Origin of the sequence: Flavobacterium akiainvivens (genome assembly GCF_001278115.1) — a bacterium.
Lineage (GTDB): Bacteria > Bacteroidota > Bacteroidia > Flavobacteriales > Flavobacteriaceae > Flavobacterium > Flavobacterium akiainvivens.
Window position 1 is genome coordinate 977,524 of sequence record NZ_LIYD01000005.1, and the last position, 24,338, is coordinate 1,001,861.

General features: G+C 43.5%; 19 protein-coding genes. 4 read left to right on the forward strand and 15 right to left on the reverse strand.

What is annotated here, in order from left to right:
• Positions 1-8 precede the first annotated feature (8 nt).
• Together AM279_RS04445 and AM279_RS04450 are read left to right on the forward strand one after the other, a co-directional pair.
• Positions 9-821 carry a hypothetical protein gene (locus AM279_RS04445; protein ID WP_143090447.1) on the forward strand — a complete coding sequence of 271 codons (813 nt, stop codon included), beginning with the start codon at positions 9-11 and terminating at the stop codon, positions 819-821.
• 62 nt (positions 822-883) lie between these two features.
• Complete coding sequence (locus AM279_RS04450; RefSeq protein WP_054406456.1) at positions 884-1,912, forward strand: M28 family metallopeptidase; 1,029 nt, start codon at positions 884-886, stop codon at positions 1,910-1,912.
• A gap of 53 nt (positions 1,913-1,965) precedes the next feature.
• Here the strand turns inward: AM279_RS04450 and AM279_RS04455 are convergent, their stop codons facing one another.
• The 11 genes from AM279_RS04455 to AM279_RS04505 form a co-directional block, all read right to left on the reverse strand.
• Positions 1,966-2,397: a protease complex subunit PrcB family protein gene (locus AM279_RS04455; protein ID WP_054406458.1), complete on the reverse strand. Its 432-nt coding sequence runs from the start codon at positions 2,395-2,397 to the stop codon at positions 1,966-1,968.
• A 66-nt stretch (positions 2,398-2,463) separates the two neighbouring features.
• Positions 2,464-3,603 (reverse strand): N-acetyl-alpha-D-glucosaminyl L-malate synthase BshA, encoded by a 1,140-nt coding sequence (gene bshA, locus AM279_RS04460; protein ID WP_054406461.1) that lies wholly within the window; start codon positions 3,601-3,603, stop codon positions 2,464-2,466.
• Between the two features lie 91 nt (positions 3,604-3,694).
• Positions 3,695-4,153 carry a DUF1801 domain-containing protein gene (locus AM279_RS04465; protein WP_054406464.1) on the reverse strand — a complete coding sequence of 153 codons (459 nt, stop codon included), beginning with the start codon at positions 4,151-4,153 and terminating at the stop codon, positions 3,695-3,697.
• 78 nt (positions 4,154-4,231) lie between these two features.
• The gene (locus tag AM279_RS04470; protein ID WP_054406467.1) at positions 4,232-7,132 is read right to left on the reverse strand and encodes a glycoside hydrolase family 3 N-terminal domain-containing protein; all 2,901 of its coding nucleotides are present in this window, start codon (positions 7,130-7,132) and stop codon (positions 4,232-4,234) included.
• Positions 7,133-7,289: 157 nt separating this feature from the next.
• On the reverse strand, positions 7,290-7,772 hold the full coding sequence (locus AM279_RS04475; RefSeq protein WP_054406470.1) for a hypothetical protein: 483 nt from the start codon (positions 7,770-7,772) through the stop codon (positions 7,290-7,292).
• A gap of 2 nt (positions 7,773-7,774) precedes the next feature.
• Positions 7,775-8,386, reverse strand: coding sequence for a hypothetical protein (locus AM279_RS04480; protein WP_054406474.1), 612 nt, complete (start codon positions 8,384-8,386; stop codon positions 7,775-7,777).
• 12 nt (positions 8,387-8,398) lie between these two features.
• Positions 8,399-9,193 carry a (Fe-S)-binding protein gene (locus tag AM279_RS04485; protein WP_054406477.1) on the reverse strand — a complete coding sequence of 265 codons (795 nt, stop codon included), beginning with the start codon at positions 9,191-9,193 and terminating at the stop codon, positions 8,399-8,401.
• Positions 9,194-9,202: 9 nt separating this feature from the next.
• Positions 9,203-9,655, reverse strand: a complete 453-nt coding sequence (locus AM279_RS04490; RefSeq protein WP_054406481.1) for an LNS2 domain-containing protein — start codon at positions 9,653-9,655, stop codon at positions 9,203-9,205.
• 20 nt (positions 9,656-9,675) lie between these two features.
• Entirely contained in the window at positions 9,676-11,007 is a 1,332-nt protein-coding gene (locus tag AM279_RS04495; protein ID WP_054406482.1) for a (Fe-S)-binding protein, read from the reverse strand.
• Positions 11,008-11,034: 27 nt separating this feature from the next.
• Complete coding sequence (locus AM279_RS04500) at positions 11,035-11,988, reverse strand: MlaD family protein (RefSeq protein WP_054406484.1); 954 nt, start codon at positions 11,986-11,988, stop codon at positions 11,035-11,037.
• Between the two features lie 66 nt (positions 11,989-12,054).
• Positions 12,055-13,200 carry an N-acetylmuramoyl-L-alanine amidase family protein gene (locus AM279_RS04505; RefSeq protein ID WP_054406486.1) on the reverse strand — a complete coding sequence of 382 codons (1,146 nt, stop codon included), beginning with the start codon at positions 13,198-13,200 and terminating at the stop codon, positions 12,055-12,057.
• A gap of 61 nt (positions 13,201-13,261) precedes the next feature.
• Here AM279_RS04505 and AM279_RS04510 point away from each other — a divergent pair, with 61 nt between their 5' ends.
• Both AM279_RS04510 and AM279_RS04515 read left to right on the forward strand, forming a co-directional pair.
• Positions 13,262-16,042 (forward strand): putative LPS assembly protein LptD, encoded by a 2,781-nt coding sequence (locus AM279_RS04510; RefSeq protein WP_054406489.1) that lies wholly within the window; start codon positions 13,262-13,264, stop codon positions 16,040-16,042.
• 24 nt (positions 16,043-16,066) lie between these two features.
• Positions 16,067-16,444 (forward strand): RidA family protein, encoded by a 378-nt coding sequence (locus tag AM279_RS04515; protein ID WP_054406493.1) that lies wholly within the window; start codon positions 16,067-16,069, stop codon positions 16,442-16,444.
• A gap of 101 nt (positions 16,445-16,545) precedes the next feature.
• On the opposite strand, the gene AM279_RS04520 is transcribed toward AM279_RS04515, so the two are convergent.
• The 4 genes from AM279_RS04520 to AM279_RS04535 form a co-directional block, all read right to left on the reverse strand.
• Positions 16,546-17,394, reverse strand: a complete 849-nt coding sequence (locus tag AM279_RS04520; protein ID WP_054406496.1) for an N-acetylglucosamine kinase — start codon at positions 17,392-17,394, stop codon at positions 16,546-16,548.
• Positions 17,395-17,513: 119 nt separating this feature from the next.
• Positions 17,514-18,515: a type I glyceraldehyde-3-phosphate dehydrogenase gene (gene gap, locus AM279_RS04525; protein ID WP_054406499.1), complete on the reverse strand. Its 1,002-nt coding sequence runs from the start codon at positions 18,513-18,515 to the stop codon at positions 17,514-17,516.
• Between the two features lie 44 nt (positions 18,516-18,559).
• Positions 18,560-19,546: a 6-phosphofructokinase gene (gene pfkA / locus AM279_RS04530; protein WP_054406501.1), complete on the reverse strand. Its 987-nt coding sequence runs from the start codon at positions 19,544-19,546 to the stop codon at positions 18,560-18,562.
• 208 nt (positions 19,547-19,754) lie between these two features.
• Entirely contained in the window at positions 19,755-24,278 is a 4,524-nt protein-coding gene (locus tag AM279_RS04535) for a translocation/assembly module TamB domain-containing protein (RefSeq protein WP_054406506.1), read from the reverse strand.
• Positions 24,279-24,338: the final 60 nt, after the last annotated feature.

A 24,338-nucleotide genomic window follows, 5' to 3' on the forward strand; every position in this document is an offset into this window, starting at 1 on the left:
TATAATTTATGAAATATATCTCCTCTCTATTGTTGCTGTTTAGCCTGGCTTCATTTGCCCAAAATACAGCAGAACAAAAAAAAGACAGTGCATACACTGCCGATTATCGTAAACTGAGGACTATTTATGTTACTCACGTTGAATCAAAATATAAGAACAACCCTTACAAACTCACCAAGGTATTTATTGATAAATCTAATTATAATGGTAATATACAGGAAATATTTTCAGATGATAAACTAATACAATGGGTAAGGCAACATATAGGTGAAACAGACTTCAAAAACATTGAAGAAGCCGAAGCCGAATGGGCAAAGGCTCAGTCCGCCTCAAGGTTAATTGCTCCCGAAGATAATGAATTTTACAAGACCATGTTCGAACTATCTAAAGTACATGGTATGGAGATTGTTACAGATGTAATGATGAATAAAGGAGTTGATGGGGAAGACATAAGACAGGAAACCGGCTTTATTGATGCTGAAAAAAAACTTGCCGCACTTATAAAAAAACAACAAGATTCTGACTCATATCGCGAATGGAGGTCTTTAGAGACAGCTTACATGAAAAAGGCAAACTTTGTTTCAAAAAGAGACAAGCTTGAAAATGGTGAATCAATATACGGCTGGGTAGAAAGAAACCTTTCAAAAACTATGTTTAGCAGTGCTATGCAGGCAAAAAAAGAATGGCTGCCTTTAGAAAAAGCTAAAAAAGCCGAAATGGCGGATAACGCCGAATACCATGAATTTTACCTCTATGCAGTTGAACGGTTTGGCCCTTATGTCTTTACTGATGCAATGGATGATTTTTTAGCAGGTAACTAAAACCACTACCCTATTTGTTTTTAAAGTAAAATGTATATTTTTACGATAGCTAATTTATCTGTATGAAAAAACTCGCACTGCTCTCTCTTACCGGGCTGTTTATAGCCTGTGGGGCAAGTAAAAATGCCAAAAAAGACTATACAACCGCCCCGGTGGAAAAATACATGAATTCCATTACGGCAGAAGATTTAAAAAAACACCTGTTTATTGTGGCTAATGATTCTATGGAAGGCCGCAATACCGGTACAGAAGGCCAGAAGAAGGCCGGCCGCTACCTTATAAGCCAGTATACAGCTAACGGCATATCGTATCCAAAAGCCGCTACAGACTGGTACCAAAAGATACCGGCTGCTTACATGAGCAGATCTTATTCTCCTGTAAAACCCGGCGATTCTGAAAACATCTGGGCTTTTATAGAAGGTACTGAAAAGCCTAATGAAATACTGGTTATATCTGCACACTATGACCATGTGGGCACTAAAAACGGAGAGGTATTTAACGGTGCTGATGACGACGGCTCAGGCACAGTAGCCCTTCTTGAAATTGCACAGGCGTTTGCACAGGCCAAGAAAGAAGGTTATGGCCCTAAGCGCTCTATACTGTTCCTGCACGTTACGGGTGAAGAACTTGGCCTGCACGGTTCACGCTTTTATAACGACAACCCGCTTTTCCCGGCAGACAGCACCATTGCCGACCTTAATATAGACATGATAGGACGCCGAGATGATGCACATAAAGACAACGGCAACTATGTATATGTAATAGGTTCGGACAGGTTAAGTACAGACCTGCACAACATTAACGAAGAGGCTAACAAAAGATATACGCACCTTACGCTGGATTATACCTTTAACGACCGTAAAGACCCTAACCAGTTTTATTTCAGGAGCGACCATTATAACTTTGCTAAAAAAGGCATCCCGATTATTTTTTACTTTAATGGTGTACATGATGATTACCACATGGAAACCGATGAGCCTGAAAAAATTGAGTATGACCTGCTTGCAAAACGTGCACAGCTGGCCTTTGTAACCGCCTGGGAACTGGCTAACCGCCCTAACCGCCCGGTTGTAGACAAAGATGGAAAATAAAAAGAAAGTCCCGCCAATGGCGGGACTTCTACTTTATATCTGTTAAAGGTAGGTTATTCTTCAACAACAACTTCTTTTGTTTTAGGAATCAGGGTAATGGTATAGGGTGTAGTAATAGCCATAGTAGCCATGCCCTCGGGCTTGGTTGTTTTTACATAAACCGTTGCCGTATCTCCGTCTACCGATACTTTACGAACACTAATGCTGTAACCACCGGTACTTTTTTGCCCCATAAATATTGCCACAACATTGTTTTTATTAAAATCTACGTAAGGCACATTGGTCCAGCCCAGTTCTTTATACAGGTCGTTTAACTGCGTTTGGTTATAAATAACCTGTTTAGATTCAGCTTCACGACCGCCAATCGTTTCCTGTTTTAGCACTTCAAAAGCAATACCCGGGCTAATGGTGGCATTATTAAGCACATTAATGCTGCACGAGGTAAGCATAACTGCGGCAAGGCCCGATAGTAAAATACGTTTCATAATATTTGTTTTAAGATTGATAGGATTCAAATTTCAAAAGCCATGCCAGTTTTTGTAATCTTATTCTCAGGGGTGTACTAACTGCTGCTTAAGTGCACGGCGGTAAATGTTTTCATACATTGGCATAATCTTTTGTATGTCAAACTCCTGGGCTACTTTCAGCGCATTTTGCTTGAAGGTGGCAAGTGTTTCATCATCCTTTAAAATCTCTACGGCTTTTTGCGCCATATACTGCACATCGCCCACATTGCCAAGGTAGCCCGAAAAGCCTTCACGGTTTACTTCTGGCAGGCCTCCGCTATTGGTAGATATTACCGGCACACCTGTAGCCATAGCCTCAAGGGCAGCTAAGCCAAAGCTTTCGGTTTGAGATGGCAGTAAGAACAAATCGCTAAAGCAAAGTATTTCATTAACCTCATTACTGTTGCCAAAGAAAATAACCTTATCCATAATACCCAACTCTTCACACAGTTTTTCAGCGGGTTCGCGTTCAGGGCCATCGCCTACCATTAACAGCTTAGAAGGTATGTGTTTTTGAATCTCATTAAAAATCTTTACCACATCAGGAATACGTTTTACTTCCCTAAAATTACTTATATGGGTAATAATTTTTTGGTTATCTCCCGCCATTTGCGAGCGTTTGCACGGCAGGCCTGCCAGCTTATCTTTATTTACCTCAATAAAGTTGGGCACTACAAAAATTTCGCGTTTAATATCAAACAGCCTGTACGTTTCATCTTTCAGGTCCTGCGAAACTGAGGTTACCACATCACTATGGTTAATACTAAAACTAACAGCAGGCTTGTAAAACGGGTGGTTGCCCACAAGGGTAATATCTGTACCGTGAAGCGTGGTTACCATAGGTATCTTTATTCCCTGCTCCTTAAGCATCTTCTTGGCCATATAGCCCGCATAAGCGTGTGGTATGGCATAATGCACGTGCAGCAGCTCTATACCGTGCAGCTTAACCATATCTACCAGCTTGCTCGACAGTGCCAGTTCATACGGCTGGTAATGAAACAGCGGATATTCGGGCACGTGTACTTCGTGGTAATGCAGGTTGGGGTTTAGCAATGCCAGGCGCACGGGCTGCCTGTAGGTAATAAAGTGTATTTCGTGTCCGCGGCGGGCAAGCTCAAGGCCAAGCTCGGTTGCCACCACGCCACTACCTCCATATGTAGGGTAGCATACTATTGCGATTTTCATAAAAGTCAGATATAATATCTAACGAAATTAACCAAAAAAAACGGCATAAAGCCGCTTTTAGTGTCAAATTAAACTCGTCAGGAGCCCACCCCTATTTCTTTTTAAAAGCAGCCTCATAGGTTTCAATCCATTGCTCAGGCGTTACCTTACTAACCAACTCGCCTATAAGCGCATACGGAATATTTTCGGGTTTTTTAAAACGGATGCAGCTCTTGCCCATATCAAGCTTTGTTTTTACATATTTGGGATATTCGCCCACAAACCAGTCTAACAGCTCTTTGTTGGCATATATGCCCATGTGGTAAAACGAAATATTGTTTTTTTGCGAGGCCAGCCCCATAAATGGCAACGGTTGCTTAGGGTCGCAATGATACCCCGCAGGATAGGTACTGTGCGGCACACTCCAGCCCAGCATACCATACCCCATACCTTCCTGAAAACCCGGTGGCAGGTTTTGTATGATTGTATCACGTAGCCTGTTAACGGCTTCTTTCCTGTCTTCCGGCAGGCTGTTTAAATAGTCTTGTGGTGTTGCGGCTCTTGACTGCATTTTTAAGTTGGGAGTTATGAGTTGAAGGTTGTTTTTAAAGTTGCGGGTTTCAGCAACTCTCAACCCTCAACCAATTAACTATTTAATAATCGCTTCTTCTATAACTTTTTGTATGTCCTCGCGTATGTTGCCTTTACTAAGTTTGTTTTCTGTTGCTTCAGGATAGGTCCTGTTGCTTAGGAATACATATACTATACCGGTTTCAGGGTCGGCCCAGGCCATAGTACCGGTAAAGCCTGTATGGCCAAAACTGGCTTTGCTTACACACCCACAGGTAGGCCCCGGATTTTGTATCTGAGGCTTATCAAAGCCCAGGCCACGGCGGTTGCCTTCCTTACATTCGTAGCACGTATTAAAAGTGTCAAACGTTTTGGCGCTAAAATAATGCTTACCACCATAGCTACCTTTTTGCAGGTACATCTGCATGATTTTGGCAACATCAAGGCTGTTAGAAAATAAACCTGCATGGCCGGCAACACCATCCTGCATGGCAGCAGCCATATCATGCACATAGCCCTGTATGGTTTGGTAACGGAAATAATTATCAACCTCTGTAGGCGGTATTACACTCATATCAAACTTGCGCAACGGGTTATAGGTAGTGCTGTAAGCACCAAGCGGCTTATAAAACTGCTGGTCTGCCAGTACATCAAGCGATTTTTTAGTCTTGCCCTCAAGATATTCCTTGAAAAGTATAAAAGAGAAATCGCTGTATTTATATTCTTTTTTAGGAAGCAGCTTGCTATCGGCTATTTCCTGAATCATAACGGTTGGGTAATCTTCGCGCAGGAACAGGTTATTTGCCACCTGGTGCGGAAACTCTATACTATACGTTGTGCGGTAGTAAAGCGAATCAGGGTGCTTTTGGGCATCAAGTGTTTGCTGGTAAAATGGCATCCACGGTTGAAAACGTGCCTGGTGCAGCAGCATATCTTTAACTGTAATCTTCTCCTTGTCAGTATTATCAAAAACAGGCAGCAGCTTGCCCAGTTTTTCGTCAAGCCTTAGTTCACCCTTGTCATACTGTTGCATAAGGTTGGGCAATGTAGCCAGCATTTTGGTAAGCGAAGCCACATCATAAATATCGGTGTTTTTTACCTTAGTATCATTTTCATAAGTGTGGTAGCCAAACGATTTCTGGTAAATAACCTTACCGTGGCGGGCTACCAAAACCTGTAAGCCCGGAGTCATTTTCTCGCTTATGGCACGCTGGGCAATCATATCTATATTGGTAAGGACAGCAGGGCTCATACCTACGTTACCCGGTGTTGTAAACCCAAGCCTGTCGGTTTGTTTTGTATGTAAACCATCGTTAACCTTAAATGCTGAACCTATAGATACCGGCAGCTTACCTTTAGAACTAACTGCGCCAAAAACAATTTCAGCAGCCACAGTTTGCGCTATGGTATTATTTTGATAGCCTAAAATAACCGTTTCTATATTACTGAAATCCTTAATCGCAGCAAGCGTATAAGGCTTTGCAAAAACAGTAAGCACCACTTTTTTATCTTTGGCAATGGTGTTAATCCACTCCAGCTCTTTTGCCGAAAAATCATGTTTTTTCCATGCTCCATCTGCCTTGTGGTAGCCAATAACTACTGTGGTATACTCTTTAAGCTTTTCCTGTGCTTTGGCAAGTGTATCTTCCTTAATTTCGGTAACATCGGCATATTTTTGAAGCATTTCAAGATAGCCGGTACCATCGTCATCACCCATTTTAATAAATGCCACTTTTTCTTCTTCAAGTTCCATAACCGGCACAAGCTCCTGGTCATTTTTAAGTACGGTAACAGCACCCTCATACAACTGGTAATTGAGGTCGTCATACTCGGCGGCATTAAGGTCGGCATACAGGTTTTTAAGGTCAACCGGCTTGTATTTGTTAAGCCCTGCACGGTATTTATAAGCCAATATTTTCTTTACAGAAAATTCAAGGCGTGCATCGGTAAGTACACTATCAGCATACGCCTGGCGGAATTTTTCAATCGCCACCGGAACGTTCTCGGCAAACAGCAGCACATCGTTACCGGCAAGGAATGCCTCAAGGTCTATTTCGCCCGGTTGCAGGTAGTTTGCGGCACCTTTCATGTTTAGTGCATCAGTAAAAATAAGGCCTTTAAAGCCCATTTCGCCCTGTGCAATATTAGTAATGGTATTGTATGATAGTGATGTAGGTACACCCGGTGTAGGCTCTATAGCAGGCACACTAAGGTGTGCTACCATAATACTGGCCATACCGGCATCAAACAGCTTTTTGTAGGGGTACATCTCTACATCATACAAGCGCTGCTTGTCATAAGGTAATGAGGGTAGCCCAAGGTGCGAATCGGTTGCCGTATCGCCGTGCCCCGGAAAGTGCTTGCCGGTTGCATAAATACCGCCCTCCTGTATGCCCTGCATCATGGCTACCGACCTGTCTGTTACTTTAAATTTGTCTTCGCCAAACGAGCGGTTACCTATAATGGGGTTGTTGGGATTTGTATTAATATCGGCTACCGGAGCAAAGTTAAAGTGTATGCCCATGCGCTTGTTTTGCTGGCCCATTTGATAGCCCATTTTCTTGATAAGCTGCAAATCCTGAACGGCACCAAGTGTCATATTCCACGGATAGCGGTAAGTAGAATCAAGCCTCATACTAAGGCCCCATTCGGCATCTATGCCAATAAACAATGGTGTTTTGGCTTTCTTTTGAAAACGGTTGGTAAGCTTAGCCTGTCTTACCGGCCCACCCTGAAAAAAAATAAGGCCACCCACTTTATACTCGCTTACCAGCTTGTCTACACCCCTAACGTGTGCCGAGTCTTTATTAGAATAAGCCGCTACCATAAACAGCTGCCCTACCCTCTCGTCAAAGCTAAGGGAATTGTATACGCTATCTGTCCAGCTCTTCTCGGCGGGCGACTTATAATCATTAAAAACCTTTGGCGACTGGGCCATTGCCTGTAGGGCAAGCAGTAAAGTAACTATGTAAAACCTCATTAACCTTTTCTTTTCTTATGTGCTCCAAAACAAATGCCAAAGCTACTAATTTTAGTTGTCTTTATAAATTTACGGCACCGTTTTAAATAACAAAAATCATCACTACTTTGTTGATAATGATGATTTTTACAGTTATTATTATGTTGTAATATCGTTCTTAAAAAAAGCGGCTGTGCCAGCTTTCGGCGGCGGGAACTTCCCAATAGTCATTAAACTCGCCTACTGTATTAACGAGGTTGTTGAATACAATAGTATTAGCCGAGACTGATTTATCTTTGGCCATCTTTTTAAAATCGATAAGCTGCTTGTGTGTAATAAACTCTCCCTGGCGGAAGGTTACATTCATTTTATCAAGCAGGTTTACGCCATATTTTTGCTCCAGCTGCTGTATAAAGTGCACTGATGCATCTATAGAACAGCCTGTGGCATGCTGGCCTTCCTGGTTAACAGCCAGTATAATAAAACGGCTGTATCGCAGGGTGTATGATGCCTCAAGGCCTGTGCCGTGGGCAGCCCACTGTTCTACAAATGTTTTCAGGGCGGTTTCTAACTCGGCAACTTCCTCATCGCTAAATTTGCGGTCGCTCTGGTATATCCATATCCGGCTTTCATCCGGAAGTTCTTCAAACGGAACGTACATACTTATATTTGTTTTATGCCTTGGATTACTTTGTAATACCTGAAATCTTTGGCTTTTACGTCATAAAATTCCTGCTCCCAATATTCGATGGAAACTTTATCATTTTTCTTTAATTTACCTTCAATCAGAATGTCAGAGCCTTCAAAAAATGTCAGTACAAGCAATGTATGGTTTCTACCGGAAATATCTTTTACCATTACAGTAAGAAATTGTTCCGTTTTTATTTCTACGATACGGCCTTCAACAGTAAAATACTCTTCTTCAACCGGTTCCAAATATTCGTCAAGCTGGCCTGATTCGGCCAATGCCATCAATACATCCGGACAAACCCCTACCATCTTTAACCCTACTTCGCCACCTAACTTCTCCATACCTCCATCAGCCTTGAGAACATCTCCATATTTAGCATCCACTTCTTCTTTATGATTTGAAATACTCGAAATAATACATATTCCGATTTCCATTTTCAATTTTTGCGAATTGGCCTGCTGAAGCACTTCTTTTTTACTTTCGGCACAAGAACAAACATCTTTTGTTATAACATCTAAAATATCCTGACTGCGGGCACTATTGAAAAATAAAACAAAAGAAAATACGAGGAGTAATTTATTCATTGGTTTAATATCTTATAAATCCTTTGCAGTGGCAATTAATTCTGCCACATCCATAACTTTAATATCATGCTCGCGGTTTTTGGCCTTAACGCCATCTGTAAGCATGGTGTTACAAAACGGACACCCCGCTGCAATAATTTCGGGCTGTGTCTCCAGGGCATCTTCTGTCCTTTCCACATTTACGTCTTTATTGCCTTTTTCGGGTTCCTTAAACATCTGGGCACCACCGGCACCGCAGCACAGGCCGTTGCGTTTGCTGCGTTTCATTTCCAGTAACTCAGCATCCAGCTTGTCCATAAGCTCACGCGGAGCCTCATAAATATTGTTGGCACGGCCCAGGTAACATGGGTCATGAAACGTAATTTTCTTGCCCTTAAACTGTCCTCCCTCAATAGTAAGCCTGCCATCATCAAGCAACGACTTAAGGAATTGTGTGTGGTGTACCACATCATAAGTTCCGCCCAGCCCCGGGTATTCATTTTTTAAAGTATTAAAGCAGTGCGGACAGGCCGTAACTATCTTTTTTACTTCGTATGCATTAAGCACTTCAATATTTGCCATAGCCTGCATCTGGAACAAAAATTCGTTACCGGAACGCTTGGCCGGGTCGCCGGTACAGCTTTCTTCGCTGCCCAGTATGGCAAATGAAACGCCTGCGCTGTTAAGCAGCTTAACAAACGCCTTTGTTATTTTTTTGGCCCTGTCGTCAAAACTACCTGAGCAGCCCACCCAAAATAATACTTCCGGTTGCTGCCCTGTAGCCATCATATCGGCCATAGTAGGAACATTTATACTTTCCTGACTCATAGTTTGGTTTTAGTCTTCTTCGTGCTTGCCGTCGTCAAACACCTGTATGGTAACGGCTTTTTCAATCAAATCGGTAAACTTACCCCTGTAGCGTGTGGCTTTTACCAGGTGGTTGTCTATCCAGTGGTAGTTACCCCCACGCGGCTTGCCCATAAGCATGCCGTGGTATTTAAAGCCATGCTGTTTCAGCCATGCCTCGGTAACCTCGCGGTGAGCCTCTGTGCGGCTGGTAAAGAAGAAGATAATATGCCCTTCGTCATACCAGCGGTTAAGCGTTTCAAGCGCGTCCGGGTAAACTTCAGCGGTAACCATGCGTTCTGGCTCCTCATTAGGAATGTCGTCGCAAATTGTACCGTCAATGTCAATCAGGTAATTCTTAATGCCGGGAGGCAAAATGGGGCTCACGTGCTCGCCATTTTCAGTAATTGCCTGCAGGTTCTTTTCAATGTCTTCGTTCTTCATAATTGGGGAAATTTATCAACCTATAACTCGTCTTTCCAGTTTGCGCGGTCCATCTGGCTGTACTGCCACGGTGCCCCATTGTTTTCAATATTTGCCATCATGCTGTTAAGCTCTGTAGGCGCGGCACTTTGCTCCATAACCAGGTACTGCCTCATATCCATAATAATAGACAGCGGGTCTATGTTTACAGGACAGGCCTCTACACAGCCGTTGCAGGTGGTACAGGCCCACAGCTCTTCCGGCGTAATGTAATCGTTAAGCAGCATTTTGCCATCATCAACAAATGTGCCTTTATTGGCATCTATATTACGGCCCACCTCTTCAAGCCTGTCGCGGGTTTTCATCATGATAAGCCTTGGAGAAAGCTTTTTGCCGGTTTGGTTAGCCGGGCATGATGATGTACAGCGGCCACACTCAGTACACGTGTAAGCGTTAAGCAGCTGCACCCAGTTAAGGTCCTGAACATCGCTGGCGCCAAATTTAGCCGGGGCCTCACCTTCGGCAGCCGGTGGTGCAGCAGCAAATGGGTCGGCATTGGGGTCCATCATTAATTTGACTTCAGCAGTAACGGTAGGGTTATTTTCAAATTTGCCTTTGGCATCAAGCCTTGCAAAATAAGTATTGGGGAAAGCCAGCAGAATGTGCAGGTGTTTAGAAAAGTACAGGTAGTTCATAAACGCCAGGATGCCTGCAATGTGCAGCCACCATGCCGTGCGCTCTATTATAATGGCTGTACCCTCGCTCATGCCGTTAAACAGCGGAGAAATAAATCCTGAAACCGGGAATGAACCTGCGTGTGCGTAATGGTGTGCATGTATAGATTGCAGGTAACCATCTGCCGCGTTCATGGTAAGGAACAGCAGCATTAATACGGTTTCAAAATACAGGATAATGTTTGCATCGCTTTTAGGCCAGCCTTTCAGGTCGCCATGGGCAAAGCGCCACAGCTTTATAATGTTTCGGCGTATCCAGAATGCGGTTACCGAAACAATTACACCAAGGGCAAGCAATTCGAACGAAGCGATTAAGAAATTGTAAAACCCGCCCATAAAAGAAAACAGGCGGTGTGTGCCAAAGATGCCGTCTATAATAATTTCAAGCAGCTCAAGGTTTATAAGTACAAACCCTACATATACTATAATATGGAGTATACCTGCCACAGGGCGGCGCACCATTTTGCTTTGCCCAAGGGCAATGAGCGCCATGTTTTTCCAGCGGGCGTTAGGGTTGTCAAATCGGTTTATCTTGCGGCCCAGCCTTATGTTGCGCACAAGTTTTTTTACATTGAGGGCAAAATAGCCAAAACCCAATGCAAGCAGTACTACAAAAAGGATATTATCGATATAGCTCATAAAAATAATAGGTGGGCGTAAATATACCTATTTTTTCTTCTTCTCCTCGGTGTATGGCGTATTCTTTTTGCCGAATACTGAAAAATGCACGTATCTTTTTGGATTATTCTTAAAATCAGCCATTAATTCTTTCAATTCCTCAGAAGCATCCCTAAGATTATCATACATAGCCTCATCCTTAAGGAATTTACCAAGTGTACCTTTGCCCGACTGTACATCGTTCATTATCTTATCTACATTAGCAAGCGATGCATCAAGCTTTTTCATGGTAGCGCCCAGGTTAGCCTGGTTGATAGAATCAGATATTGCAGCAAAGTTTCCGCTGGTACGGTTAAGGTTAGCCATAGTAGCATCAATATTAGCCTTATTGCCCGATATGGTGCCATTAAGGGTTTTAGCTGCCTTGTTAAACTCCTTCATGGTAAGGCTCATTTCATAAATGGCAGTGCGAAGGTTTTCCTGGGTTTGCCTGTCTATAACATTATTAATGTTGTGCAAAAGGCTATCGGCGCTTACTACAGTAGCTTCTATTTTAGTTTGCAGCGGCGCAAGCTTATCACTCACAACAGCCAGCATGCCCGGCTCAAGCCTGCTCTTAAGGTAGTCTCCGTTTTCGGCCTGCGTGTGGTTTTTAAGGTCTGGCGCAATGGCAATCTGTTTGCCCGATATACCAAGGCCCGGCTCATATAGTATGGCTGCGCTGGTTTTAGATATTGGGAAATCGGTTTTTACCTGTAGCTCAATTACCAGTGTGCCCTGCACGGTATCGCGAAAGGCTATTGAATTTACCTTACCCACCACAAGGCCGTTTAGGGTAACGGGTGCAGATGGCGAGAGGCCTTCTACATTATTATATACTACATAATAGGTTTTGTAGGAGTTAAAAAGGTCCCTACCCTTTAAAAAGCTATACCCCCATATAAACATTAAAATGGCTCCAATTACCAGTATAGCTGTCTTTGCTTCTCTTGTTACTTTCAAAACAGGTTAATTTTTAACAAATGTAGGACAAATAAATTTACCGAAATGTGAATATTTTCGTAAACATTACTTCTTCTTAAGCGCTTCCTGCATTGTTATTTTCTTACCATCCCTAAACGGGACTATAAATGCCGATGGAAAACCCTTAGCCTTTGCTACTTCCAAAAGTTCGCGGGCTTTTTCAAGGTCAGATGTATTACCGTAAAAATATTTAATTGTGCTGGTGCTGTCGTCTTTACTAAGCTGGTCAAGGCCTTTAAAGTTAGACGGTGTAAGGTCTAACGATTTTCCGCTGGCAGAAATCTGCACCTTATATATAACCCCTTTTTGCGCAGCTGCAGCTGTTGTGGCAGTATTTGTTTTAGCAGGCGTGTTGGCTACCGGCTTATCATCTTTATCAGGTGCATTTTCCGGTGCGGGCTTATACTCTTCGGTACCGGCCGTAAAAAATTCTTTTTTATAAGCCACAATAGCTTTTGCTATAGATTCGGCAAGGTCGTTCTGGCCGCCGTCTGAATTTAGCCACTCCCCTTCTTCTTTATACGAAAGGAAACCAAGCTCAACCAGTATGCTGGGCATAGCGGTTTTGTGCAGCACCAGGAACGGCGCAGGCTTAACACCACGGTCTTTGCGCTTGTTATCATCTTTAAAGTTATCCTGCACTTTACGGGCAAGGTCTATAGCCTGTTTAATGTTTTGCTCCTGCCCCAGGCTTATACCTATAAAAGATTCAGGGTTATTAGGGTCATACCCACCGTATTTTTCCTTAGAGTTAGCCTCAAGGTTAATAACGGCATTCTCCTTTTTAGCCACTTCAAGGTTGCTGGCGTTTTTACTGGTACCTATAAAAAAGGTTTCGGCACCAAAAGCCGTTTTCTTGGTTTCGGCATTACAGTGTATCGATACAAACAAATTGGCATCGGCCCTGTTAGCAACCTTGGCCCTTTCGTCAAGCTCTACAAAAACATCGGTCTTGCGGGTATAGATAACCTGCACGTCTTCTTTTTCAAGAAGCTTGCCTATTTTAAGCACGGTGTTTAGCGCTATGTTTTTTTCAATATAGCCGTGGTAGTTTGCACCATAGTCTTTTCCGCCGTGGCCGGCATCTAATACTACCCTAAATTTGGCATTATTGTTGCCCTGTGCTAAAATAGCGCCGGTGCATATAATAAATGATAAAAAAGCAAGTTTTAAATCGTTAATTCCTTTCATGATATCAAGCTGGGTGTTATAATTGCTATTATTACTTGTGATTGACAAAAATATTGTAAGTTTGACACTCCAAAAAATAGGCCTAATTGTTACAAAAATAGTACTAAAACCATTGCCTGCAAAGTTATTTCATATCGTTTTATTATCAATTTTCCTAACAATTCCATGTTCAGGGGCCTGGGCACAGGAAGTGCCTGCTAAAGGTGTTGCCGTACCCAAGCCGCAACAACCTGACAGCACACGCGTTACCCTTACCCCTGTTGAATTACCGGAAAGTACCGACTCATTAACCCTTGCCGAAACCGATTCGCTTACCCGCGTAAAAACTGACTCACTAAAGCCCAAAAAATCTTCGGGACTTGATGCCGTAGTTAAAATGAAGGCCAAGGACTACCGTAAACTTGACCAACGTAAAAAAACGGCTACTTTGTATAATGAGGCCGAAATTTATTACAAAGACATAGAGCTAAAGGCCGGTATTATTATAATGGACTACAGCAAAAACGAGGTTTTTGCAGGAAGGATAAAAGATTCATTAGGCAACTACAGCCAGTACCCTTATTTTAAACAGGGAAATAACATTGTTGAAGCTGACTCCATACACTTTAATACAGTAACCAAAAAAGCAAGGGTTTGGAACTCCCGCAGCGACCAGGGCGAATTCAGGGTTATTGCCGAAATGACCAAGAAAGAAAACGACTCAGTTTACTTTTTAAAAAATGCCAAGTTTACCACCTCAAAAAATATAGACAACCCCGAATATTATTTTAAGGCACGTAAAATTAAGCTGGTGCCCGGCAAAAAGGTTGTAGTAGGCTTTACCAACCTTGTGGTGGCCGATGTACCTACACCTGTAGCCATACCCTGGGCATTTTTCCCTATGAGCCAGGAGGCGGCATCGGGGCTTATATTCCCTACCTATGGCGACAGCAACAGCCAGGGCTTTTACCTGCAAAACGGCGGGTGGTATTTTGCCCTGGGCGATTATTATGACCTTGCCCTTACGGGAGACTATTACACAAACGGAAGTTACGGCCTGAGGGCGCAAAGCAGCTATGCCGTGCGCTACAAATTTAGCGGTAACGTTAACCTGAGGTTTGAAAACATTATACAAAGCGAGCGCGGCCTACCCGACTATCAAAGGGCGCGTAACTACATGATACAGTGGAGCCACAGCCAGGATAGCAAGAACAACCCTAACTCAAGGTTTTCGGCCAGTGTAAACATGGGGTCGAGCCAGTACTACCGCCAGTCGCTTAATATGGCTAACGTGGGTGCAGGCCTTAACAACACCCTGCAATCGTCGGTTTCCTACTCAAAAACATTCCAAACGGTGCCGCAGGTAAATATGTCTTTAACTGCCACACACAGCCAAAATACCAACACACAAAGTATAAACATGACGCTGCCTACCCTACAGGCCAGTGTAGACCGTATTTACCCCTTTGCAAGCGATGACGAGCCTAAAAAGGGTATTATAAAAAATATTAACCTGCAATACAACCTGCGAGGCGAAAACAGGATTCAAACCTATGATTCACTGTTTTTTAAACCCCAGATGTTTCGCGATGCACGTGCAGGTGTACAACACAGCATACCACTTAGCACAAACTTTAAAGTATTTAAATTCTTTAGCGTTTCGGCCAGTACAAGCTACCAGGAAACCTGGGTTTTTGATACCGAAAGGCGCACTTATAATGCTGCCCGCGATACAGTGCTTATAAGTACTGATAAAGGCTTTGATGCATTCCGCACCTATAACTTTTCTTCAAGCATTGGTACCACCATCTACGGTACGTTTAACTTTGGCGAAGACAAAAAAATTCAGGCCATACGCCACGTAATGCGTCCGGCTGTTTCTTACACTTACACCCCATCTTTTGACCAATATTGGGATACCTACCAGCTTGATGCTGCCGGTAACTATGGCGAATATACCCGTTTTAACGGAGGGCTTTTTGGTGCCCCCGGCCAAAGTTACAGCAACAACATAGGCCTTGCGCTAAACAACACTTTTGAAGCCAAAGTGCGCAATGATGATGAAGACAGCGCTGATGCCGAGCCTAAAAAAGTAATGCTGCTTAACAACCTTAACCTTAGCACCAGCTACAACATGGCAGCCGATTCGCTGGCGTGGTCTCCGGTGCGCATAACAGGTGGTACCACGTTTTTTAAAGACAAGCTGAACCTGAACTTTGGTACTACGTTAGACCCGTATGCCATAGACAATGCAGGCCGAAGGATTGACACCTACAACATTAATAACGGCGGCAGCCTTTTCAGGATGACCAGCGCTAACGTAACCCTTAACTACTCTATTACCAGCGAAGACGGCAAGAGCGGGCAGGGCAAAAACGAAGATAGCCAGACGGCACGAAACGGTGGCCGTACTGACGACCTTTTTGGCACGGCGACCGACCTGGGCGACAGCCGCAACAGTATGTTTGATGAAGACGATACCAACGAAAAACCCAAAAAAGGCAAAGGCGGTTTTTATAATGCCGAACTGCCCTGGGATTTGCGACTGGCCTACTCGTTAACGTACAGCAATGCCAAACGCGAAAACAAGATTAGCAGCAGCTCTATAATGCTTTCGGGTAATGTGGATATTACCCCAAGGTGGAAAATGGGCTTTTCATCAGGTTATGATTTTGTGCAAAAAGGCGTTACGTTTACCCAACTGCGTTTTGAGCGCGACCTGCTTAGCTGGCGCATGGACTTTAACTGGGTTCCGTTTGGCGATAATACTTATTGGGGCTTCTTTATAGGCATTAAGTCTTCTGTACTTAGCGATATTAAGTATGACAAGCGCCAGGTGCCGGACAGGACTTTGGGTAACTAATTACAAAACATTACAATATACACAATGAAAAAAATTATTTTTACAGACAAAGCCCCTGCCCCTATTGGCCCATACAGCCAGGCAGTACTTACGGGCAATACACTTTATACATCTGGCCAGATACCCCTTACCGCTACCGGCGAACTGATTACAACAGGTATTGAAGATGAAACCAAACAGGTTATGGAAAACCTTAAAGCTGTGCTTGAAGCCGCCGGCGCTACGTTTGAAAACGTAATAAAGACCACTATCTTTATTAGCAATATGGATGATTTTGGTAAAATCAATGCTGTTTACGGAAGCTACATTGCCGATGAAACTGCCTCAGCACGCGAAACCGTTCAGGTGGCACGCCTGCCTAAAGATGTGAATGTGGAAATTAGCATGATAGCGGTTTTGTAAGATAGCAGATGGCAGATTGCAGTTGGCACACTTTTAGGCAATGGACATAAAAAAAACGGTTTGCAATGCAAACCGTTTTTTTATTACTGCTAATACAAAGATTAGTTAAGCTCATGATACTCAATAAGACCGTCAATAGGCCTCCTGAGCACATTACCAAGTTTAAGGCCGTTAGCGCTTAGCACTTCTGCAAGCTCTGCCTTAAGATAGAATGCTATTGAACCTACAAAGTGAACCGGCACTTGGCGTGCATCATCAAACTGAAGGATGTAGTTGTCTACAAATACCTGCATGGCATCAACAATGATTTTTTTGATGAAAGCATCTTGCTTGTTCTGAATAAGGAATTTTGCAAACGTAGCCAGGTAGGCATTAGGGTTTGGCTCCTTATACAGGTTGTGTTTAATTACATCCGGGTCAAGGTTATACTCTTCAGCAAATTTTTCTGAAAGGTGCTTAGGCATCTTGTTAAAGTAGTAAGCCCTTACCAGGTCGCGGCCAAAACGGTTGCCACTGCAATCGTCCATAGCTATATAACCTAAAGACTGTACTTTTTGTATAAGCTGCTCGCCATCAAAATAGCTGCAGTTAGAGCCTGTTCCTAAAATACAGATTATAGCCTTTTCATTCTTTGGGTTTGTGGCATAAGCTGCTGCATAGGTATCTTCTTTAACGCTTACCTCTGCATTTGGGAAAAACTCTTTAAACACGCCCGACATATAGTTCTTCATCCTGTCTGTACCACAACCGGCACCATAAAAAAACAGGTTAGTAACATCTTTGCGGTTGTTGTAGATATCAAAACGCGCTTCAAGCCTTTCAAGCGCTTCTTCTTTATTGATAACTTCGGGGCTAAGGCCAAGTGTTTGGGTTGTAAAAAGCCTGTTGCCGTCGTCATCAAGCGCAATCCAGTCTGCCTTGGTAGCGCCACTATCAACTAATAACTTCATAACAGAATTAAAGTTTGGGTTAAGTTTGGGTTTGAGGATTTAAATTTGGGTTAAATTTGGGCTGATAAAAACAAAGTCCCGCCATTTATCTGAGATAAAAGGCGGGACAAAGGTTTTAATTATATTGATGCAATGTGTGCAGCAAGGTCAATTAGCTTGCTTGAGTAGCCATACTCATTGTCATACCAAGATACAAGCTTAAAGAATGTAGAGTTAAGGCCAATACCGGCTTTAGCATCTATAATACTTGTACGTTTGTCTGATACGAAATCCTGAGAAACTACATCATCTTCTGTAAAGCCAAGGATGCCTTTAAGCTCGTTTTCTGAAGCTGCTTTAAGCACTGCCATGATTTCTTCGTAAGAAGTTTCTTTAGCCACTTTTACAGTAAGGTCTACCACAGAAACATCTACCGTAGGAACACGGAATGACATACCTGTTAGCTTACCGTTTAGTGCAGGGATTACTTTACCTACCGCTTTAGCAGCACCTGTAGATGAAGGAATGATGTTTACGCTTGCAGCGCGTCCGCCTCTCCAGTCTTTCCTTGAAGGGCCGTCAGCAGTCATTTGGGTTGACGTTGTAGCGTGAACGGTTGTCATAAGGCCTTCTACTATACCAAAGTTATCGTTAATAACTTTTGCAAGCGGAGCAAGGCAGTTTGTAGTACAAGAAGCGTTAGATACTACAGTATCTTCCGGCTTAACTGTTTCGTGGTTAACACCCATTACAAACATAGGGGCATCAGCCGACGGAGCAGAAATAATAACTTTCTTGGCACCACCTGTAATGTGCTGCTGGGCAGCTTCTATAGTAGTGAAGATACCGGTAGATTCTGCTACCACATCTACACCTACTTCATCCCACTTAAGGTTTTTTGGGTCTTTTTCGGCAGTTACCCTTATGTGTTTACCGTTTACATAAAGCTGGTTGTCTTTTACTTCAACCTCGCCCTGAAAGCGGCCGTGAACTGAATCATATTTAAGCAGGTAAGCTAAGTGATCTACATCAAGCAGGTCGTTAATTGCCACTACTTCAACATTGTCCCTGTTGAAAGTTTCGCGGAAAACGATACGGCCAATGCGGCCAAAACCGTTAATCCCTAATTTAACTGTTGCCATTTTTTCTTCTAATTGTTTTTTTGTTGTTTTAAATTTATCTGAAACTAGATAGACACTATATCAGAAACCCTGATAAGCTCTTTATCTATCTGAGATTTTCCTTTTACTGCAAGGTCAAGCGGGGTAAGTACAATTTCGTCTTTAAGCACACCCACCATGTAGTTGCTCTGGCCTTCAAGCAGTGTTTCTACTGCCTTAACACCCAGTCGGCTTGCCAGTACACGGTCAAAACACGTAGGGGTGCCGCCGCGCTGCATATGGCCAAGTATAGATACACGTACATCATACTCAGGCATATTTTCGTCTACATAATCTTTGAGCTCAAACACGTTTTTGCCTATTTTATCGCCTTCGGCAATAACCACAATGCTTGACAGTTTGCCGCTTGCCTTACTCTTTTTAAGAGATTCCACAAGCCTGTCAAGGCCCATATCTTCTTCAGGAATAAGAATTTCTTCGGCACCGCCTGCAATACCTGCATTAAGTGCAATGTGGCCGGCATCGCGGCCCATAACCTCTACAAAAAATAACCTGTTGTGCGAGCTGGCAGTATCACGTATTTTGTCAATCGCCTCAACAACGGTATTAAGTGCAGTATCATAGCCCAGGGTAAAGCTGGTGCCATAAATATCGTTATCAATTGTACCCGGAATGCCTATTACAGGGAAACCATATTCTTCATTAAATATAAGCCCGCCGGTAAAGCTACCGTTACCCCCTATTACAACAAAGGCGTCAATACCCTGTGCCTTAAGGTTGTTGTAGGCTTTTTTACGGCCTTCGGGTGTCATGAATTCTTTAGAACGGGCAGATTTAAGTATAGTACCACCCTTGTTTATAATGTTGTTTACATCGCGCGGGCCCATTTCTCTAAAATCACCCTCTATCATTCCCTGATAGCCCCTGTAAACTCCTATGCATTCAATATTATGGAAAGCGCATGTGCGGACAACTGCCCTGATAGCGGCATTCATTCCGGGCGAGTCGCCACCGGAAGTGAGCACCGCGATTTTTTTAATTTCAAGTGACATTTTTTATTATTTGTTCGTAAAAGTATGAATTTTATACGATAAATGGAATATCAATACCACATTATTAGAAAATTAGCAACTTTTCAAACGTTTTCGTTAATAAGTTTTACCTAAAAGGTTGTTAAAAAATATCCAAAACCTTTTCTATCAATAAAAAATAGCCGCTTTTTTTTGAGATAATAAAATTATTAGATTAATAATGTAGAAATTAATCAGTTTCGGGTATGCGCTGTTGCGGAGGGGTTTGTTCCTGCTTCTTTTTGCGTGTTTCGTCAAACTGCATGTAGTCCGGCATCAGCTCGCTGTCAGGCGTATCATACGGATTGCTCTTATTGGGGTCGTTGTCTATTTTAACCTTTTTAAATATCTTATTGATAAGCTCGCGCATGGTGTCAAAGTCTACCTCATAACTAAGCCCTACCCCCTGCGTATAGCCAATGCCTTCGCCAAGGAAGTTAATATCGTTCTCGCGGTTAAACACGCGTGCCTTAAGGCTGCCGTCTTCGTTTATGCGCAGCTGCACCTCTACGTTGCCCACAATGGCACTTTCATTTACCCCGCCTACCGGCACACCCAGCACGCCGTTTATGGTTATACGATCGTTAATTTGAGACGACAGCGTTAACCCCACCTGGCTACTCATTTCAGCATAAGGGTTGCGCCCGCCCTGCTGGTAGGTAAGGTTTACATTAAGGTTGCTGTTACCATCGGCAAAAAGGTCGCTAAGCAGGCTGCCCGCCCTCTCAAACAAACTGCCGTATACTGCCGAGTTTGCATTTGTAGGGCTTATAAACCCTCCTGACGAAAGCAGCGCCAGTGCCTGAGACTTACGCATATCTACATCGTTAAGCCTGTAATCAAGGTCTGATTTAAGCACAGAGCTTACGCCGGGGAAATTAATATTAAAATCGAGGTCAGGCAGCATAAGGTTACCGGTAAGGTTAATAACCACCTCTGTATTTATATTACGGTTAAAGGTAGGCGTTTCGAGAAGTATAGATGGGTTTGCCATTGTTTTATAAACGGCCTCTATATTAAGGCGCGCACGCTTAGGGTCGCCCTCCCACAATATGCTTCCGCCGGGTAGTGCTGTAAGTTTTTTATCTATAAACCCGCCATACCTAAAGAAATACTCGCCCTGTGTTATAGAATAATCTCCCCACATATTAAACTTGCCCAGGGTATTAATTTCCATAAGCAGGTTACCGTTACCCCTGGCGCGCAGCATATGGCCGGTATTGCGGTCTATAATAACCTCCAGGTTAGCATCGGGGTTTACAATAAGGTCAAAATTAAGCTCCAGGCCGCTGTATGTTTTGGTTGGGCTTACTATACCCTTTAGTATGCGTTCTTTCTCCTCGGGGCTTAAAAAGTGTATGTATGGGGCGCTGGTATTGCTCACGGCGCCGGTACTGTTAATAGGTATTTTAATATCGGTACCTTTTTCAGATGTTGCCTGCACATCTATAACCAGGCTGGTTGTAGGGCCGTGCAGCGATGCATTTCCCTTTATAAATGCCGTACCAAAATACAGTGCCTCTTCGCTATCCTGGGTATCGAGTACCAGCATCCTGTCTGACGATATGTTGAGGCCAAGTTCCCACTTTTTAAACAGGTCGTGCTTAAGCGTACCGGTAAGGCGCCCGGTGGTTTTGTACTTGGTATCGGTAAGGCCTATGTGGCCAAAGATTATTTCTTTCTCGGTAATGTTTACCGTGGCATTTTCGTCAAAATTATAATCGGTATTCAGGTAGCCCACTTTAAGCCCACCCCCGCGGATGTATAATATGCCATCAATTTCCGGGTGCGATGCCGTGCCCACAATAGCTGCACGCCCGGTAGCCCTACCCCTTATTTCAGGGAAAATAGTTTTAAGGAAGGTAGTAAGCGGACTTATATCAAATTCTGAAAACTGCGCATCGAGCGACAGCTGGGTTTGCTTGTTAGCTATTTCTATTGAACCATGTGTAGAAAAAGTTTCACGCCCGTCATGCTCTATACTGCTGTTTACATTAAACCTGCGTAATGATTTATCTCCCGCCACAAGCAGGCGCATATCGCCCAGGGTGTACTTATTAAGCCTTAGTGTATCTATAGTTAATGATGCCGAGGGCTCATACACTTCCTTATTTTGCTTAAAGCTTACGTTGCCGTTTAGCCTGCCGCCAAAGTTTATACTGTCCAGCGATGGCGTTACCTTGTGCAGGTCTACATCTTTAAAAGACAGGTTAAGGTCTTTAACATCCTTACCTTTAATAATACCGCTTAGGTCTACATGCTGGTCGTTATGGCTCAGGGTAAGGTCTTCTATATTAAAATCGGTAAGCTTTTTATTAAAGACGATTTTATTGTCTGTGGCATTATCTTCGTTTATATACCACAGGTATTCTTTAAAGTTAACCTCAGATTTTTTAAAGCCCACTACCGAATTACCCTTCGGGTCTATGGTATGGTAAAGGTCGAGGTTGTAAAAGTCTTTCTGGGTATTGCCACCCTTGAACTCGCTGCGCAGGTACATGGTGTCGTTTTGCGTAACATTAAGGATGCTGAAATCAGAAACCTTGTAGTTTTTCATGCGCACGCTGTCTATGCTTATATAAGCGTTGTAAAGCGGGTTGCGGTTGTTTACATCCACCTTAATATTACTAATCCGGTTTGCGCCATAATCAATGGTAGGCGAATTAAAATTCATCCTGAACTCGCCCTTATCGGCATTTACTATGCCCCTCAGGCGGGTGTTTGGCCCAAGCTTAACATCGGGCAGGAAAATTTCTATAAGCTTGTTGTATACGGTAAAATCAAAGTCGAGGTACTGCCCCTTTTTAAGCTTGTGCGGCGAATAGTTAGCATACAGGCTGCCTGCAGCGTTCTCCATTATTTTAGGAAGCTGGTTAACATCAAACACGCCATGCACGCGACCCTCTACAATATCGTTAGACGAAAGGGTAAGCGTACGCACATTGTTTTCATCAAAAGACGATACCAGCGAAAAGTCTTCATAATAATAACTGTCACGGCTGTTTTGATACGACAGCTGCGATATTTGCAGGCTGCCCGCCATATCGTTAAGGTTAGTGCCGCTGGCCTCAAAAATAAGGTCGCCTTTAAAAATGCTCAGGGTATCCTGCTTCATGATTTTCAACAGAGCAAGGTCGGCATAGTCTATCTGCGCGTGGAAGTCATACTGCTTGGTGCGCTGGCTCATGTCTACAAGGCCGTCAAACGTCATGAGCAGGTTAGGGTCGTTACTGTTAAAGCGTCCTTTGAAATACGGCCATTTAAGACGGCCGTCTATCTCTATGTTTTTGTAGTAATACCCGTTAAACGCCAGGCTGGTTACCTTGCCCTCTACAATAGTGTTAAGCGACTGCTGCGTAAACCCGCGCCCGTCTACATCTATATGCATGGTGGCGGTACCCAGGGTTTTCATATCGGCAAGGGCACCCAGGTTAAACTCCTGCAGGTCTATAGTACCGGTATAAACAGCCTCTGTAGGTTTAGTATAGTTTTTAACGGCCAGCACAGCATCGGCCTCGCCAAGCTCTGACATGACATAAAGCTGCGTGTCGAGGTCTTTTTTAGTAAGGGTAACGTGGCCTACAAGGTCTACACGGCCAAATTTTTCCAGCACCTGCGGAAGGCTCTTGCCCAGTATGCGCGGCATAATGGCACGCAGGTTGGCATATTCTGACGATATCCTGTCGAAATCGCCGTTCATATAAAAACCGCCGCCCTCTTTGTTAAACAACTGGCGGAAGTTTACCGTACCCATAATTTCGCTACCGCTGTCATCTACCAGGTTAAGGTCGTGCAGGATAAAGTTATTCATGGGGCCTTTGAGATGGGAAGACAGGAAATATTTCTGGTCTTTGCCAAACTCAGGGTAAAACATATTAAGCTCGTTGCTGGATATGGAAGCCTTTGTAACCGGGAAATCGAACTGTACTTTGTTAACAAAATCCTTCATATCGCCCACCTTAAAGTTAAGCGCCACAGCACCTTCCAACTCAGATTCTGATGTTTTTAGCTTTAGCGTTTCAAGCTTTATGGTGGTTTTTGTTAGTGTAAAATTAGCGGTAAGGTCTTCTATAAAAAGCCCACGGTGATCTAACAGAGACAGCCGTTTTATGCCCGCCGTAATATCGCTGCCTTTAATGTAAAAGTCCTGTAGCTGGCCGTTAAGCTTTTTAAAATCAAGCACACGGGGCGTAACGGCATTTTCATTCGTAAGGCGGTAGCGGCCGTTGCTAACAAACAATTTACCTGCCTTAAGGCGAAACTTTCCGGTGCCGGGCTTGCCGTCGTCAAACTTCTGGATAACAAGGTCAAGGTTAGAGCTTTTCTCTCCCTTGTAGGTCTTCATGTGGAAGTTAAGCTTTTCTGCACTAATGGTGCCAAACTGCAGGTTGCTGTTGGCAATGTTCTTAAAGCTAAGTATGTTGGTTTGCAGCCTCTCGGCAGAAACAAGGGTATCGTTATGGTGGTCCATTACCAGCACGCCCTTTAGCTTTACGCTGCCAAAGATGGTAATGGCTACTTTATCTATGCTTATGTGGGTATCAAACTTGGCGTTAAGCTCTTTAGTGGCATAGCGCGCAATGCGGGTTTGCACAAACGGAAGCGACAGGGTAATAGCCAGCAGTATTATAAATACTACCAGGCACAACAGGGTGCGGAGCAGTATTTTTTTAAATTTTTTGAAACCGCTATTTGTCTTAACTTTGTCTTCCAAAATGTATGTGGCGCGTTTAGTGGCAAAAGTAGGAATTTTTGCCTTGTATTAATCGGGGTT

Bases quoted from the DNA above. Each gene is read 5' to 3' on its own strand.
- AM279_RS04470 (WP_054406467.1), bottom strand. From the start codon at position 7,132: ATGAGGTTTTACATAGTTACTTTACTGCTTGCCCTACAGGCAATGGCC.
- AM279_RS04505 (WP_054406486.1), bottom strand. From the start codon at position 13,200: ATGAAAGGAATTAACGATTTAAAACTTGCTTTTTTATCATTTATTATA.
- AM279_RS04485 (WP_054406477.1), bottom strand. From the start codon at position 9,193: ATGAGTCAGGAAAGTATAAATGTTCCTACTATGGCCGATATGATGGCT.
- gap (WP_054406499.1), bottom strand. From the start codon at position 18,515: ATGGCAACAGTTAAATTAGGGATTAACGGTTTTGGCCGCATTGGCCGT.
- AM279_RS04515 (WP_054406493.1), top strand. From the start codon at position 16,067: ATGAAAAAAATTATTTTTACAGACAAAGCCCCTGCCCCTATTGGCCCA.
- AM279_RS04480 (WP_054406474.1), bottom strand. From the start codon at position 8,386: ATGAATAAATTACTCCTCGTATTTTCTTTTGTTTTATTTTTCAATAGT.
- AM279_RS04450 (WP_054406456.1), top strand. From the start codon at position 884: ATGAAAAAACTCGCACTGCTCTCTCTTACCGGGCTGTTTATAGCCTGT.
- pfkA (WP_054406501.1), bottom strand. From the start codon at position 19,546: ATGTCACTTGAAATTAAAAAAATCGCGGTGCTCACTTCCGGTGGCGAC.
- AM279_RS04455 (WP_054406458.1), bottom strand. From the start codon at position 2,397: ATGAAACGTATTTTACTATCGGGCCTTGCCGCAGTTATGCTTACCTCG.
- AM279_RS04495 (WP_054406482.1), bottom strand. From the start codon at position 11,007: ATGAGCTATATCGATAATATCCTTTTTGTAGTACTGCTTGCATTGGGT.
- AM279_RS04490 (WP_054406481.1), bottom strand. From the start codon at position 9,655: ATGAAGAACGAAGACATTGAAAAGAACCTGCAGGCAATTACTGAAAAT.
- AM279_RS04445 (WP_143090447.1), top strand. From the start codon at position 9: ATGAAATATATCTCCTCTCTATTGTTGCTGTTTAGCCTGGCTTCATTT.
- AM279_RS04465 (WP_054406464.1), bottom strand. From the start codon at position 4,153: ATGCAGTCAAGAGCCGCAACACCACAAGACTATTTAAACAGCCTGCCG.
- bshA (WP_054406461.1), bottom strand. From the start codon at position 3,603: ATGAAAATCGCAATAGTATGCTACCCTACATATGGAGGTAGTGGCGTG.
- AM279_RS04475 (WP_054406470.1), bottom strand. From the start codon at position 7,772: ATGTACGTTCCGTTTGAAGAACTTCCGGATGAAAGCCGGATATGGATA.
- AM279_RS04520 (WP_054406496.1), bottom strand. From the start codon at position 17,394: ATGAAGTTATTAGTTGATAGTGGCGCTACCAAGGCAGACTGGATTGCG.